Annotated in this window: 11 protein-coding genes and 1 pseudogene; 9 read left to right on the top strand and 3 right to left on the bottom strand. The window is 40.6% G+C overall.

The genetic code is table 11. From position 1 onward, the window contains the following. Positions 1-145: 145 nt before the first annotated feature. The 4 genes from PROCOU_RS11630 (at position 146) to PROCOU_RS11620 (ending at position 4,611) form a co-directional block, all read left to right on the top strand. Positions 146-2,806, top strand: a complete 2,661-nt coding sequence (locus PROCOU_RS11630) for a putative mucin/carbohydrate-binding domain-containing protein (protein ID WP_051994369.1) — start codon at positions 146-148, stop codon at positions 2,804-2,806. Next, positions 2,715-4,025, top strand: coding sequence for a putative mucin/carbohydrate-binding domain-containing protein (locus tag PROCOU_RS11625; RefSeq protein WP_077913430.1), 1,311 nt, complete (start codon positions 2,715-2,717; stop codon positions 4,023-4,025). Before PROCOU_RS11630 ends, PROCOU_RS11625 begins: the two co-directional genes overlap by 92 nt. Positions 4,026-4,129: 104 nt before the next feature. Further along, a complete protein-coding gene (locus tag PROCOU_RS17800) occupies positions 4,130-4,279 on the top strand; it encodes a hypothetical protein (protein ID WP_159101221.1) in 150 nt (49 codons plus the stop codon). Then, complete coding sequence (locus PROCOU_RS11620; protein WP_077913429.1) at positions 4,219-4,611, top strand: FGGY-family carbohydrate kinase; 393 nt, start codon at positions 4,219-4,221, stop codon at positions 4,609-4,611. The genes PROCOU_RS17800 and PROCOU_RS11620 overlap by 61 nt, the downstream gene beginning before the upstream one ends. A 351-nt stretch (positions 4,612-4,962) precedes the next feature. Here the strand turns inward: PROCOU_RS11620 and PROCOU_RS19350 are convergent, their stop codons facing one another. Beyond that, positions 4,963-5,442, bottom strand: coding sequence for an SIS domain-containing protein (locus PROCOU_RS19350; RefSeq protein WP_425268387.1), 480 nt, complete (start codon positions 5,440-5,442; stop codon positions 4,963-4,965). Beyond that, positions 5,357-5,701, bottom strand: coding sequence for a MurR/RpiR family transcriptional regulator (locus tag PROCOU_RS16680; protein ID WP_051994368.1), 345 nt, complete (start codon positions 5,699-5,701; stop codon positions 5,357-5,359). The genes PROCOU_RS19350 and PROCOU_RS16680 overlap by 86 nt, the downstream gene beginning before the upstream one ends. Before the next feature lie 236 nt (positions 5,702-5,937). Here PROCOU_RS16680 and mngA point away from each other — a divergent pair, with 236 nt between their 5' ends. Together mngA and PROCOU_RS11605 are read left to right on the top strand one after the other, a co-directional pair. After that, positions 5,938-7,869 (top strand): PTS 2-O-a-mannosyl-D-glycerate transporter subunit IIABC, encoded by a 1,932-nt coding sequence (gene mngA, locus PROCOU_RS11610; RefSeq protein ID WP_036072599.1) that lies wholly within the window; start codon positions 5,938-5,940, stop codon positions 7,867-7,869. Then, complete coding sequence (locus PROCOU_RS11605; RefSeq protein ID WP_036072598.1) at positions 7,859-10,468, top strand: glycoside hydrolase family 38 N-terminal domain-containing protein; 2,610 nt, start codon at positions 7,859-7,861, stop codon at positions 10,466-10,468. Before mngA ends, PROCOU_RS11605 begins: the two co-directional genes overlap by 11 nt. 70 nt (positions 10,469-10,538) lie before the next feature. Here PROCOU_RS11605 and PROCOU_RS11600 read toward each other — a convergent pair. Continuing rightward, a pseudogene (locus tag PROCOU_RS11600) lies at positions 10,539-11,397 on the bottom strand (GRP family sugar transporter). A 157-nt stretch (positions 11,398-11,554) separates the two neighbouring features. Between PROCOU_RS11600 and PROCOU_RS11595 the strand changes: the two are divergent. From PROCOU_RS11595 to PROCOU_RS11585, 3 genes are read left to right on the top strand one after another with little or no spacing between them, the layout of a single operon-like run. Next, the gene (locus PROCOU_RS11595; RefSeq protein WP_036072597.1) at positions 11,555-13,516 is read left to right on the top strand and encodes a BglG family transcription antiterminator; all 1,962 of its coding nucleotides are present in this window, start codon (positions 11,555-11,557) and stop codon (positions 13,514-13,516) included. Next, a complete protein-coding gene (locus tag PROCOU_RS11590; protein ID WP_036072596.1) occupies positions 13,516-13,980 on the top strand; it encodes a PTS sugar transporter subunit IIA in 465 nt (154 codons plus the stop codon). The genes PROCOU_RS11595 and PROCOU_RS11590 overlap by 1 nt, the downstream gene beginning before the upstream one ends. After that, positions 13,977-14,297 (top strand): PTS fructose transporter subunit IIB, encoded by a 321-nt coding sequence (locus tag PROCOU_RS11585; RefSeq protein WP_036072595.1) that lies wholly within the window; start codon positions 13,977-13,979, stop codon positions 14,295-14,297. The genes PROCOU_RS11590 and PROCOU_RS11585 overlap by 4 nt, the downstream gene beginning before the upstream one ends. Position 14,298 lies beyond the last annotated feature (1 nt).

Below are 14,298 nucleotides of genomic sequence, written 5' to 3'. Positions count from 1 at the left end.
AGCGATAAAAAAGTACCAAAAATAGAAATTTTTTGTCAATTATGAGTAGAAATATATGATAAGATGTAATACCGAGCTGAGAAAGGTACTTTAAATGAACCAATTTTTGTATCGGGTATTAGTTTAGATTTGGAGGATTGAAATAATGAAAAAGAATAATAGCAGTAGTATTTTTTTTGTAACTATACTGCTTATTACGTTAGTTAGTATTTTTACAACATGGGGATTACAAGCAAACGCTGCAACAATGGAGAAGAACTTGTATACTTTGGAAAATCCAACTTGGATGAGGAATCAAGGACTATCGAAGGGAATTGATCACGATCGACAAGATTTGGGGGTTATTCTTCCTAAAAATGCAACCATAGAGATTCGCCAAACAAACCCAAATTTTAAGGGTGATATCAGATTAGAGCTTCTAAATGATGATAACCAGACGGAAAGTTCCTATACTGTGGGTAATTCATGGGTTGAAATAACGGCTAGCAGCGACTCTGTACCATTTATAAAAACAACATTTACAGATGATGCACCAACTGTAGAATATAAAGTAAGCGATACAGCAGTTAATTTGCCTGTATTTAAGCAAGGTGATAACGAAAACGTATTTTTTGATAAATGGGATGCAACAGGTGCTACTTTTGGATTAGTTGGCAATAAATATATTCAAATTTTAGTGCCAGTTAGAGATAAGTTTTACCTAAAAAAAATGGATGATTTCAATTCTATCAATGCTTTATTGGCTTACTACGATACGTTGTTTGAAACGTTTAATGAGTTAGAAGGTATTTCATTTACACCAAAAAATGCAACGGATAAAAATATCCCGAATCGTTATTTTGCGAAAGCAGATAAACATGGAGCCGGTGCAGCATACTATGGTGGTAATTACACCGCAGAAACGAGTTCATCTGTGATCTCATTCTGGTTAAAACCTGGATGGGGTGGGCTTCACGAGATTGCTCATGGTTATCAAGGTAATTTTATGTCAGATACTACATTTAATACTGGAGAAGTATGGAATAATTTATACGCCGATAGTATGCAGAAAAAAATGATGGGCAATGCTTATTACAATGGTTGGCTCTACGAAGGCAATATAGCAAAACGTGAAACAACTTTTGAAAAGAGCGTGTACACAACAAAAACACCTGTGAACAACTGGGATGAGGCTAGCAAGTTATACATGTTGACTTTGATGAAGGACATGGCTGGTGACCAAGCTTTTACAGACTTTAACCAAGCTTACCGAGCCGATGCGAACACAAATAACTTGAATAAGGATGCCCTCATATTAGATTTATTGACTAAATATTTTGGAGAGACAAGTCATTATGATTTCACAGCTTTTGTGGAGCTTGTCCAAGGATCTATGTCGGATAATCAAAAAGTTGAAAATTTATACTCCGGTAATAAAGCTGTTTATCCACTGGCCTCTTTATTATCAGGAAACAACTTGAAAACAGCACGCAAAGATATAAATTTAGATACAAAGTGGGGGCTAGTAAGTAATGCCCAAATCGATAAATATAAGCTATCAGCAACGACAGAGGTAACGTTTTCCATCAATGATTTTGCACAAATAGAAGGGAAAGTACTACGAGTAAAAGATGGCACAGACGTTGTTCGCGAGGTAACAATAACGTCGCCAACCGTGACGCTGAAAAACATGCCAATCGGAATTTACTCTCTAGATATCCCGACAGGCATAACTCGTTTTTATGAGCCATCAACAAATTATTTGGCGGTAACAGACTATGAGAGTAGCGCAATGATTGCGATGAATGAGATACAGACATCAACATTTGCCGAGAACAAAATGGTTTTTAAAGGCTTAGGTGATAGCATTTTTGCAATTGCAACGGTTGATCCTGAAAAAGGGAATTTAGAGTTAAATGTAACAAGTAAACGACCGCATTCATATTTTGAAAACGAATATGCTTCAATCGAAGTTCTTGACGAACAAGGAAATTCTGCTTTCAAGAGAGTGATGGATGGGAATGGCACAGAGACTGGAAAGTTCCAAGTGGCCATCAAGCCTAACTATATCATCAAAATCATGCATAAAGAACCAAGTCGTTTTAGTATTATTGGAGCGCCTATAAACTTAGTACATCAGGCGACAGAGCAAACGTTTAACGTCAGCAAATACGGATTGACGAGCGATGTGACAAAGGTGACGGATCAGGATGCTTTGGTAAGTTATAAGTCGAAGTTAGTTTCTTTCGCAGAAACAGTCACAGCGAATTTTAAAAATGAAGACTACGCAGCGCCGAAAACAAAGCTTAAAAGAGGAATCGATTATTTATCAGATACTGACGTAGATAAAATAGAATACCAACAGACATATGCTGATCTATTAGCACTTAAAAATGATATATCGCAAGATCTGTTAGACGGTAACCAATTCCGATTCCAAATGAATGGTCTTAGCGACTGGAACTTTGCAAATGTTCGCGTTAATCTAGATACAAACAAAGCAATCATTACGCAAAACACTGGTGAACCACATTGGTATTTTGAGGGAACATACGCTACGGTCAAGATTAATAACGCAAAAGGTAAAGAAATTTTTAAGAAAGATTTCAATGGACGTGGTAAAGTGACAGCATCAGAAAGCAATGTAATAATTGCTGTTGGAGACTTCATTACCTTGACACACTTGGAATCATCTGGGCGCCTGCTTATAACGAACGAGCAAACGGGGAAGGGATATGCGTCATATCAAACCGCAACATACCTTGTTACCGCGTCTGGCCTTAAAAAAAGTGGACACTGCAAAAATCCCAACACCGAATCCAGATGAGTTCACTGCACAGAACCTTCAATTTGATTTTAAAGGTCTAGGTGACTGGGACTTTGCAACAATGGTCTTAGATTTGCAAAACAAACGAGCGAACATAACACAAAATGCAGGTGAGCCACATTGGTATTTTTCGGATACGTATGCGTCTATTCAAGTTCGTGATGCACGCGGAAAACTTATCTATACGAAAAAATTCAATGGACGTGGCAATGTACCAAGTTCTTTTGATAGTTTGAAAATAGATCAAGGTTATTACATTACTGTACTTCATCAGGAATACAATGCCAGATTGTTACTCATGAATCCTGCAACAAATGAATCATTTAAAACAAGCAAACAAGCAACGTACAAAGTGACTCTAGACGGCTTATTATTGGTAGAAGAAAACAGTATTCCAGCACCAAGTCTTGCAGATATTGACGGGAAATTATTTGAATACCAATTCCTTGGATTAGCGGATAAAAACTTTGCTAACTTATCTTTGAATTTGGAAACGATGGAATTGATATTCGCTAAAAGTGCTGGGAAACCGCATGTTTATTTTAATCAGTCGACACCGTATTCATCTATTCAAGTCAAGGATCAAGATGGTAGCGAGGTATACAGTCATACGATGATTGGAGATGAAGATGCTACGGCTGTTTTGAAGAAAATCAAGCTGGAAACAGGTTATTACTTGATTATCAATCATCTAGAAGGTACTAGTCGGTTGCTGATGGCCGTCGATAAAGTAGCGCAAGAAAAGTTAGCGAATCAAAATGTGTACCAAATCAGTGAAAATGGATTGACTAAAAAGACACTATCAGATATTCCAGTGCCAAATCGTTTCACAAAAATGAAGATATACGGTACCAATTTAGATTTTACATTTGCAGGACTTAGTGATAATCAATTCGCCAAGCTTCATTTTGATAAGGCGAAGAATATGCTACATCTCGACATTAAAGCTGTGCAACCACATTATTACTTTTCTGATATTTATGCAAGTGTAGAAGTCAGTGATGAAACAGGTAAAGTTATCTACACGAGAAAATTTATTGGGAACGTATCTCCAAAAGCAGAATCTTTTGATATACCAATAAAAGAAGCTTACAAAATTAAGATTACGCATCAGGAGCCAAGTCGCCTTGTAGTAACAGGTAGTGAGACAGATACTAAACCTACTGTTCGAGCAGAAAATGAGTTTTGCGTTGTCGCGAATGGTTTAGTAGGATTATAAATGAAATGGCGAGGAGTGCATGATGCTTCTTGCCGTTTTTTGAGCTGTAAGCCTTGACTCTTCCTTTTTATCGTTATAATTGGGACAAATGGAGGGTGACGTGGATGGGAAAATCGACTTTTGTAATGGGCGTCGATATTGGAACGACGAGCACGACAGCAGTGATTTTTAATGTGAAAGGTGAGGTCGTGGCGTGGGAATCGCGAGGATATCCTTTAACCATAAGCGCGCACATTTCATCCGAGCGATTTTAGAAGGAATTGCCTTCAATTTAGCGCATGTTTATGAAGTGATGAGTGACCCGCACGACAAAATTCATGTCACCGGCGGACTATCTCAAAGCCCGGTTTGGTGCCAACTCGTTGCTGATGTTTTTGATCGTGAAGTCATTGTGCCCACACTCGAACTCACGAAAAAATTACCACCAAGTCACGTCTATCAACCAAATTCAGAGAATGTCACCATATACAATGAACTAAAACCGATTTTCCAACAAATCACAACACAGCTAATGGGCAGTTATGAACGTTTAATTGATTGGCAAAAAAGCCAAGTAAATGGTAAGATAGAAACAAATAACAGATAAAGCGCGCATCACAGGCAAAAAAACGTGGGGTGATTTGAATGAACCGCAAATTAGTATGGACGTTAATCGTTTTAGTGGGAATTTGTTTGTTAGGAACATTAATTGCTGTATTAGCCAACTTGTTTTACTTTCATGCATAAAAAACTGGCCTCGGCCAGTTTTTTTTATTTTACTATAAGATGCACTTACAAAAATAAACATTGCGAAATCTTCCTTTTGGGGGTGAGATAGAAGGTAATTTCAGTATGTTTTGAATGATTTGAAAAAATCTATATATTGTAATGTACTTGCTACTATATTACAACAAATTTTTGCGATATTGGACTGTTAGTGGCTGATTTTGACCTATCTTCATATGTGATATTGCCAATATTTTTCGATGATACGATAGAGTGTAGCCATAGCATAGGTGCGATTTGTGACATCATAGTTGTGTATGTAATTAATAGGTGCGTAGCAGTAGAGATTGATGTCAGCAATTTCAGAGAGTGTGTTGGGAGTAATATGAGTAAGAGATATTAATGTGGCTCCTGTCTTTTTTACCAGGCGGGCAACATCATTTAAAGATTCAGATTCACCGCTCATACTGATGACAAAAATGAGGTCATAAGCTTTGAGTTCATGAATACTGTAGAGCATGTCATGACGGTGTTGGTAGTAGTGACTGCGCTTGTCGGTGCATCGTAGTTGTTTGGCACTGATTTCACAGAGGAATTGACTGTTACCGATGCCATAAAAGTGGACATCACGAGCTTTCTCGATAAGACTGACTATTTTTTTCAACGGTCGTATTGGCCAGGTATTCTGATAAATCAATTTTAGGTGCTTCATTGTTTTTTGTTTGATTGCGAATTTTATCAAGTTGTTGCTGTTCTGTGCGTAGTTCATGCTTCATCTCAGCAAAACCGGTGTAATCCAGTTTCTTTGCTAATCGCACAACAGTAGTTGGATGTATAAAAAGCGTAGTAGCCAAATCCTGAATGGAGTTACTAACCACCTCACTAGGGTTATTTTGAATAAAACGGACGATTTCCTGTTCCGACTCATTAAGTTCATTTTTGTGAATCAGTACACGATGAGAAAATTGCATTATACCACCTCTTTTAGTCGTAAGTTTAGCAGATTTTTTTTAGTGTGTCTATGGTGGGGATGAAGGTAAGAAGCGCTTTGAAGAGAGTGTTTGAGGTGTAATTTGTACACGATTTTTTATGTAGATGTAAATAATTTGTGTATAAATTCGCTATTCTGCTTAATCTGGATAGTTGTGTGCTACAATCATTTTTAGAAAGCGCTAACAACATTATTGTTGAAAATAGGAGGGACAATATGAAGTTGACAGAGTTTGTGAAAAAGGGACTAGTAGCAGTCAATCAATCCTTTGCAACCCGTGATGAGGCAATTCAGTTCTTGGCAGATAAATTAGATGCACAAGGGGTTTTAAGTGATAGGGAAAGGTTTGTTGCTGATGTGTACGAGCGTGAATCGCAATCGGTAACCGGTATGGAAAATGGTTTAGCGATTCCCCATGCAAAGAGTACAAGTGTTAAGCAGGCGACATTTGCAGCCGTGACGCTCCGTGAACCGATTGATGATTGGCCGAGTTTAGATCCAAATAACAAAGTAAATTTGATTTTTTTACTGGCGATTCCAGATACTACAGCTGACACGCACTTAGCAATTTTAGCAGAACTGGCAACGCGCTTAGTAGACGAGGACTATCGTGCGCGCTTATTGACATCAAAGACAGAAGATGCTTTTTATGAAAATTTAGATGCCTATGTAGCCACATCCTCAGGGGCATCAATCGATGAAAGTAAACAGTTAATTCTTGCAGTAACAGCCTGCCCCGCCGGAATTGCCCATACATATATGGCAGCGGAAAATCTACAAAAGAGTGGTGCTAAAATGGGTGTCAATGTTCGAGTGGAGAAGCAGGGAGCTAACGGTATTGAAGATCGTTTTACGAATGAAGAACTGGAAGATGCTCATGCTGTTATTTTTGCTGCAGATGTTGCAGTGAAAGATATGAATCGTTTTAGTCATCTGCCTAGTTTGAAGACATCAGTAGCAAAGCCATTGCATGATAGTGACACGTTGATTGAGCAGGCACTACGGCTGAAAAAGGATCCATCCGCGGATTTTGCCGTACGTGAAAATGTTGATCAAAAAAGCGGTGGTTTGAGTGATGTTAAGGATGCAGTGATGACGGGGATTTCGCATATTATTCCACTAATTGTTGCTGGTGGAATGATTTTGGCATTTGCGGTATTTATTTCACAGATTTTTCATGTACAGGATTTATATAATACGGAAGGTTCTTGGCTATGGATGTTCCGTCAATTAGGTGGTGGCTTACTTGGCACAATTATGATTCCCGTATTGTCAGCTTATATTGCTTACTCTTTGGCTGATAAACCTGCCCTTGGCCCTGGTTTTGCTATTGGTGTTGCTGCGAACTTAGTGAACGGCGGTTTCTTAGGTGCCTTAATCGGTGGCCTACTCATTGGTTACTTTATGCGTTTCATGAAAAAATACATCAAGCCTAAGGGTGTGCTCTCTGGATTTGTTAGTTTCTGGGTGTATCCGGTTGTCGGCTCATTAGTCGCCGGTGTATTGATGATTGTCATTTTGGGCGGACCAATCTCGGCCTTGAACGAAACGATGATTAGCTGGTTGAATTCGTTGAGTGGAGGAAGTGCGCTTTTACTTGGTGCGGTGTTAGGAATTATGGTTTCATTTGACTTAGGTGGACCAGTGAATAAGGCAGCCTATGCATTTTGTATCGCAGCGATTGCTGAGGGTAATTTCATGCCATATGCTATATTTTCTTCTGTTAAAATGGTTTCGGCGTTTGCTGTTACGATGGCAACGTTATTATTTAAAAAATATTATGATGATTATGAAATTGGGATTGGACGCTCTACGTGGATTTTAGGGCTTGCAGGAATTACAGAAGGGGCAATTCCGTTCATGATTCGAAACCCATTAAAAGTTATTCCATCATTATGTGTAGGTTCGGCGGTTACAGGAGCCATTGTGGCTGTTTCAAATATTGGGCTTTCCGTTCCTGGTGCTGGAATTTTCTCGTTATTCTTGCTGAATTCGGATATGAATGGATTTGTAGCTGCAGCCATTTGGTTTTTCGCCGCGGTAATAGGTGCCATTATTTCAGCAACGTTATTAATAGCATTTAAAAGAGCAGAATATAACAAAAAACACGTGCAAACAATTTTGAAGGGTGAGATGAATGAAGTATAAAGTACATGTTGTTCCACATTTTCACTGGGATCGTGAGTGGTATTTCACGCAAGAGTATTCCGATTTATTGCTGCTTACCGATTTTGAAGAAGTATTGGATCGTCTTGAAAACGACGCTAATTACCCTTATTTTGTACTCGATGGGCAGACTTCTATTTTAGAGGATTATTGTCGTTTAGCACCGCATAATGTGGAGCGTATTCATAAGTTGGTGCAATCAGGCAAGCTAATTATCGGCCCGTGGTACTCGCAGACGGATGAGATGGTTGTTGGCGGTGAGTCGATTGTCCGTAATTTATTGTATGGTATGGAAGAGGCCGAGCGTTTCGGTGAGCCGATGAAAATTGGTTACTTGCCGGATTCATTTGGGCAATCCGCGCAGTTGCCTCATATTTTGAATGGATTTGGGATTAAGCATGCAATTTTCTGGCGAGGGATTTCGGAGCGCTTTGGTACAGATAAGACAGAATTTTATTGGCGCTCTAAGGATGGTTCGCAAGTATTGACATTATTGTTGCCGTTAGGCTACGCAATTGGTAAATATTTGCCTGAGGAAGCGAATGCATTGCGGGAACGAATGGATAAATATTTGCCAGTGCTAAAAAAAGGTGCTACTGGCCGGCATCTCATGTTACCGCACGGTCATGATCAGATGCCGTTACAAAAAAATATCCATACGGTGATGGAAAAACTGCATAAACTGTATCCTGAACATCGGTTTGAAATGACATCCTATGATGCCTATTTTAAGGAGCTAGAAGCGACTGATTATCCGTTTGACGTTGTGGAGGGTGAATTTTTGGATGGGAAGTATATGCGGGTTCACCGAAGTATTTACGGTACGAGGATGGATATTAAAAGTCTGAACACGAGGACGGAGCAATTGCTTGGTAATTTGGTGGAGCCGATTCACACGATGCTATACATGCTTGGCGGGACCTATTATCAGGAGTATATTCGCGATGCTTGGAAATTAATTTTGTTGAATCATGCGCATGATAGTATGGCGTGTTGCTGTTCTGATGATGTGCATCGACTGATTCGTGATCGCTTTTTCAAGGCGCATGTGAAAGGAACGGAACTTCTCAATTATTCGATGCGTCGGATTGCTGATAGTGTGGCAGGTAGTGATGAGTTGGTAACGGTATTTAATGCTTTGACGGAGGCGCGCGAACAACAATTTACGGTCGAAGTTATTACGAAGATGGAGAATTTTGCGCTGCTTGATGGTACGCGCGAAGTGGCGTTTGATGTGATTGAAAAAGTAGAATATGATCCTGGGTTGGTTGATCGGCAAATCGTGCATTATGGAGGGTACAATCCGTTTTATAAATATACAATCCACATGCATGATAGTGTCGTGGCTTTTGGCTATCAAACATATGTATTAAAACAAAAGGACGGCTTTGCAGAGGTGGTACAAAATGCAGTTCAGGAGATAGATACAGAGTACTATCATATTGCTGTTTTGGAAAATGGACAATTGCAAGTGACGGATAAGCGAACTGGTATGGTGCATGCACAGGTGTTACGACTGGAAAGCCAATCAGATGTTGGTGATTCGTATGATTATTCACCGCTTAAGAATGATGTGATATTTACGAATGATACAGCGCGGGCCGAGACTAGTATTGCCGAGACTCGTTGCGGTTTTACAGCGACAATCGATTACAGCTTAGCGCTACCAAAAACAATTGATGAGCGGATTGCGGGTACATGCGGAACGGAGCTTGGCGTTCAGCTTATCGTGGAGGTAGCGAAAGATTCGCCAGTGATACAGGTACAGGCGTTACTTGAGAATAACAGTGAAAATCATCGAGTTCGTTTCCATATTCCAACTGCGATGAAACAAGAAGCAATTGTTGCGGATAATCAATTTGGTATCATTGAACGCGATATTAAAGATGACGCCGTGGACTATTGGGAAAAAGAGGGCTGGGCGGAGAGACCAGATGCAATCTATCCATTTCTGACATTTTTGCATGCTAAAGGTGGAGATAGGTCAGCATTTGTTTTTACAAAAAGTACGCGTGAATACGAAGTGCTTGCAGATGGAAGTACAATTGCGTTAACTGCATTCCGGAGTATTGGTTTACTTGGGGAGAAGGAGCTGGTGCGGCGTCCTGGTCGACCGTCAGGGATTGCTTTACCAACTCCCGACTCACAGATGCTAGGGGTGATTGAATTGGACTTTGCGTTTGGCTTTACAACGCTCCTCGATACGAACTCGGTTTCAAGAATGGCGAAGCGCTATGTCACACCACTTGTATCTTATAATCGCAATGGTTATAATGCGATGAAGTTGAATGACACGGACTATAAAGCAGAGCCAAAGATGAGTTTTATTTCTGAGGGAGCTAATCATACGGCGACTCTAAGTATTGTTAAAAAAGCAGAAAAAAGTGAGGCTATTATTGTTCGGACATTCCCAGCAGATGATTATGGCGCGGTAACTGATCTTGCTTTAAATCCCGGATTTTTGCAAGGTGGGCAGTTAGTTAGTCTAGATGAACAGGGGGCTGAAATTCCTCTTATGACACTATTAAATTACCTGAATAAAGTGAACGAGAGTAGTAGCTTCTTAGTAAAGCGCAAATAAATGTATAGAAACAAGAATCTTTGTGTAAAACTGTTTTGTTAAAACAGTCTATACAAAGATTCTTGTTTTTTTATTTCAGTAAACTCAGCAAAACAACCCCAAGCATAATCATCCCAATTCCCGAAAGAATAAACATCCACTCGAGTGGGCTCTTTTTTTGCTTGAAAATCAGAATTCCACCGATTGTCGCTACAATCACGCACGCTTGTGAAATCGAGAAACTGGTCGCCACACCAAGCACTGCGGTCGCTAGAAACATCCCAAGATTCGCGATTGACCACGATAATCCAGTCAGCAAGTTAAACGTAACACTTTTGCGGGAAATGGTAGATTTTTTCGCTAAATTAATGCCAATGGCGCATGTCAGCATTCCGATTGCTTGTGGTAAGATGATAGCGAAACCAGTCACGTGAAATAGCTGGTTTGTCACGACGTAAAGCGTTAAAAAGAAGGAAGATAGAATAACGATAGCGTAGACATGAATGGAAACAGACTCCTTTATTTGATTCCCACGTTTTTGAAATCCGGTCATCACCACCCCAACTAATATGAGAATGACTGCAAAAAATTCCGATGACAACCGCGCTCGCCGTCTGCCATTCGTGGAAAATGAGAACCGCAAACAGTGTAGCACCAACGAGTTGCGTCCCATTGGAAATCGGCATTGCCTTCGCAACACTGGACGAGACGATTCCTTTAAACTGTAGTAATTGTCCAAAACTCCAAAAAATACCCGACGTGAAACTGACGGCAAAAGAAGCCAGCGTGATTTCGGGAGACACAATCCAAAATAAAACAAAAGCGAATACAAGTGCGCTAATCGACGTCCCGAGCAATTGTTCCTCTGGGGTGCTTTTTCGCAAGTTCGCAATGATTGGCATGAAACCCCAACCAAGAACAGGTAATAAAGCAACGAAATAAATAAACATAGCAAGCCTTCCTTTCCTCATGAATGATGCCATTTAAACGTATCACGCGTATGAAAACTCGGCAATATACCAAAATTACAGTATTCAATGCGGTAATTTTCGTAGTTTTCGGGTAGGGGTGCTTGTAATAGAATAGGATTAGGAAAGGAAATTAAAAATGAAAGCGGTAACGAAAATGATTGCAAATCGTGAAAAAAATATCATTCAGTTTCTAATGAAAACAGGTCAGACGCGTGTCGGCGCCATTGCGAACCATCTTGGACTTTCAGAAAAAACCGTCTCCAATTCGTTGAAGGAAATCGATCCGTTTCTAAAAGGATTCGGTATTACTGTCGTCCGTAAACCAAAAATTGGCGTCTATTTGGAAGCAGAGAATCAGGCGTTGACGCAAGTTTCCAGATTTCTTGATAATCAAGCGAGCACGGTCCCCTCCACGAAGGAAGAACGTGTCATCTACATTTTCAGCACACTGCTAAAAGCCAATGATTATGTGACGATACATGGGCTTGCCGAATCGCTCTATATCAGCCGCGGAACGATTGAAAAAGACATGATAGAAGTCGTGAAAATGCTTGAAAAAGAAGGTGTGGAACTCTATAAAAAACCCAGTAAAGGTATGAAGTTACTCATCGATGAGCGTGAAAAACGTGCTTTAACATCAAAGTTTATTAGTAATTTTTGGGGAAGCAATTGGTATTTGAAGCAAGAAGGCGAGACGGTTATGCAAGCGTTTGATACGATTCAGGCGGACGTCACGGGAATTTTTCCAGAAGAGGGCGTGAAAGAGATTATCGCAATCGTTCATGCATTTAGCGAGACGTATGATTTCACATTTACCGATTACGCGTTCCAATCGATTGTTATCCATTTAGCCATTGCGGTGGAACGGATTCGCAAAGAGGAGTACGTGGAAAAATTGGTGGGTGGTGTCATGAACGATGCACTAGAATCACAGCAACAAAATACGAAGTCGCTTGTTGCGATGTTGGAAGAAAAGCTTGATATAGCGATTCCAGCATTTGAAATCGGCTACATTCAAATGCATTTAACCGCGGCGTACAATCAACAAAATAATAACTTTTTTAGTAATCCAGTGAATCCGGATGATGATGTTGTGGCGTTTATCATTGCGTGTTTGGCTCGGAAGACGTACGATCAAGAACTACTCGAAGGCCTTGCAACACATATGAAATCCGCGATTAATCGACTTAAACTCGGTATGAATTTTAAAAATCCGTATCGTAGCAAGATCAAGCAGAACTTTCCCAGAGCGTTTGAAGAGGCACTTTATTTGAAAACAAACGTCGAGCAAAAGTATGGCGTGCAAGTGGATGAAGATGAAACGGCGTATATTGCGTTGCATTTTGAGGCGTATCATGAGCGTGTTCGTTCGTTTCCTGATCAAATTCGGGTGGCTCTTGTTTGCAGTACTGGTCTTGGCTCGTCTAGGCTACTCGCCGCGCGTATTAAGAAATACTTTCCGATGATCAAAATCGAGAAAATCTTGTCTGTGCAGGCGATGATGGCAGCGGAAATCAATGTCGATTTGGTGATTAGTACGATTTATTTGGAGTTGGAAGGGGTGCCGAGCATTGTGGTGAGCCCGATGATGAGTAAAGAGGATTTGCAACGAATCGAGCGATACATGGAACAGGTGAGGAATCGAAATAAAACGCGAAATCAGCCATTTGTCGATTTGATTCAACCGGAATTTATTTTTGCAAAATTAGCGGTGACAACGATGGAAGAGGCAATTTTGGCGGTTGGTGGGTCGCTTGTGGAACGTGGCATCGCAAAAACGGGAATCGTTGAAAGCGCACTGAAACGCGAGGCATTGTCGTTTACCTCGTTTGATGGCATGGCGACGCCGCACGCAGATCCGACGTTTATCAATGAATCGGTGATTGTGATTGCGACGCTTGAGAATCCTGTGAAATGGGGACTTGTAGAGGTTGATAAGGTATTTTTCATTGCGTTGACGGCACAACAAGGCTTGGATTTGGATGCGGTGTATGAACAATTTTATGAATATATTGACAATAAACGGTGGTTAGAGAGGTTAACACAGCTAGAAACGGCAGAGGAAATTCAGGAACATTTAATAAAGGATGGGATGTAATGGAAGTCAAGGAGATTTTAACGAAGGAATTAGTCGTGTTCGATTTGAGTGCGACGACGAAAGAGATGGTGATTGAGGAAATGGCGACATTGCTGGATGCGCGTGGGATTTTGGTGGATAAAGCGGCGTATGTGCAGGCGGTGCTTGAGCGGGAAACACATGCAACGACGGGGATTGGGAATAATATCGCGATTCCTCACGGCAAAAGTGAAGGTGTGAAAAACTCGGCGATTGTGTTCGCGAAAACGAAGCACTTGATTGAATGGGAATCGCTGGATGACGCACCAGTGAACATGATTTTCTTGCTGGCAATCAGTGATTCCGACAAAAGGGATGGCCATTTGAAAATTTTGGCCGAAATCGCGACGAAACTCATGGATGACGATATTGTGGCTGGCTTGAAAGGGACACAAGACGAAGAGGAAGTTATTCGAATTTTAAATGAAGGAGTGGTTGAGGTATGAAACGGAAAATAATCGCAGTGACAGCTTGCGCGACAGGGGTTGCGCACACATACATGGCGGCGCAAGCTTTGAAAAAAGGTGCGAAAAAAATGGACAATCTGATTAAAGTGGAAACACAAGGTGCAACGGGAATCGAGAACGAGCTAACCGAAAAAGACGTAAACATTGGTGAAGTTGTGATTTTTGCGGTAGACACGAAAGTTCGGAATATGGAGCGATTTGCTGGTAAGACAATTTTGGAAGTTCCGGTTAGCGCGCCGATTAAAGACGCTGAGAAAGTGATCAACGCTGCATTAAAACTAATTGACGAGAAATAGG

Source organism: Listeria rocourtiae FSL F6-920 (assembly GCF_000525975.1).
In the GTDB taxonomy this organism is placed as follows: domain Bacteria; phylum Bacillota; class Bacilli; order Lactobacillales; family Listeriaceae; genus Listeria_A; species Listeria_A rocourtiae.
This window is presented reverse-complemented; position numbering and strand designations above follow the sequence as displayed.

Excerpts from the sequence above, each read along its gene's own strand:
- PROCOU_RS11630 (WP_051994369.1), top strand. The coding sequence starts at position 146 with ATGAAAAAGAATAATAGCAGTAGTATTTTTTTTGTAACTATACTGCTT.
- PROCOU_RS11595 (WP_036072597.1), top strand. The coding sequence starts at position 11,555 with ATGAAAGCGGTAACGAAAATGATTGCAAATCGTGAAAAAAATATCATT.
- mngA (WP_036072599.1), top strand. The coding sequence starts at position 5,938 with ATGAAGTTGACAGAGTTTGTGAAAAAGGGACTAGTAGCAGTCAATCAA.
- PROCOU_RS11625 (WP_077913430.1), top strand. The coding sequence starts at position 2,715 with ATGCGTCATATCAAACCGCAACATACCTTGTTACCGCGTCTGGCCTTA.
- PROCOU_RS19350 (WP_425268387.1), bottom strand. The coding sequence starts at position 5,442 with ATGAAGCACCTAAAATTGATTTATCAGAATACCTGGCCAATACGACCG.
- PROCOU_RS11605 (WP_036072598.1), top strand. The coding sequence starts at position 7,859 with ATGAAGTATAAAGTACATGTTGTTCCACATTTTCACTGGGATCGTGAG.
- PROCOU_RS16680 (WP_051994368.1), bottom strand. The coding sequence starts at position 5,701 with ATGCAATTTTCTCATCGTGTACTGATTCACAAAAATGAACTTAATGAG.
- PROCOU_RS11590 (WP_036072596.1), top strand. The coding sequence starts at position 13,516 with ATGGAAGTCAAGGAGATTTTAACGAAGGAATTAGTCGTGTTCGATTTG.
- PROCOU_RS17800 (WP_159101221.1), top strand. The coding sequence starts at position 4,130 with ATGGGAAAATCGACTTTTGTAATGGGCGTCGATATTGGAACGACGAGC.
- PROCOU_RS11585 (WP_036072595.1), top strand. The coding sequence starts at position 13,977 with ATGAAACGGAAAATAATCGCAGTGACAGCTTGCGCGACAGGGGTTGCG.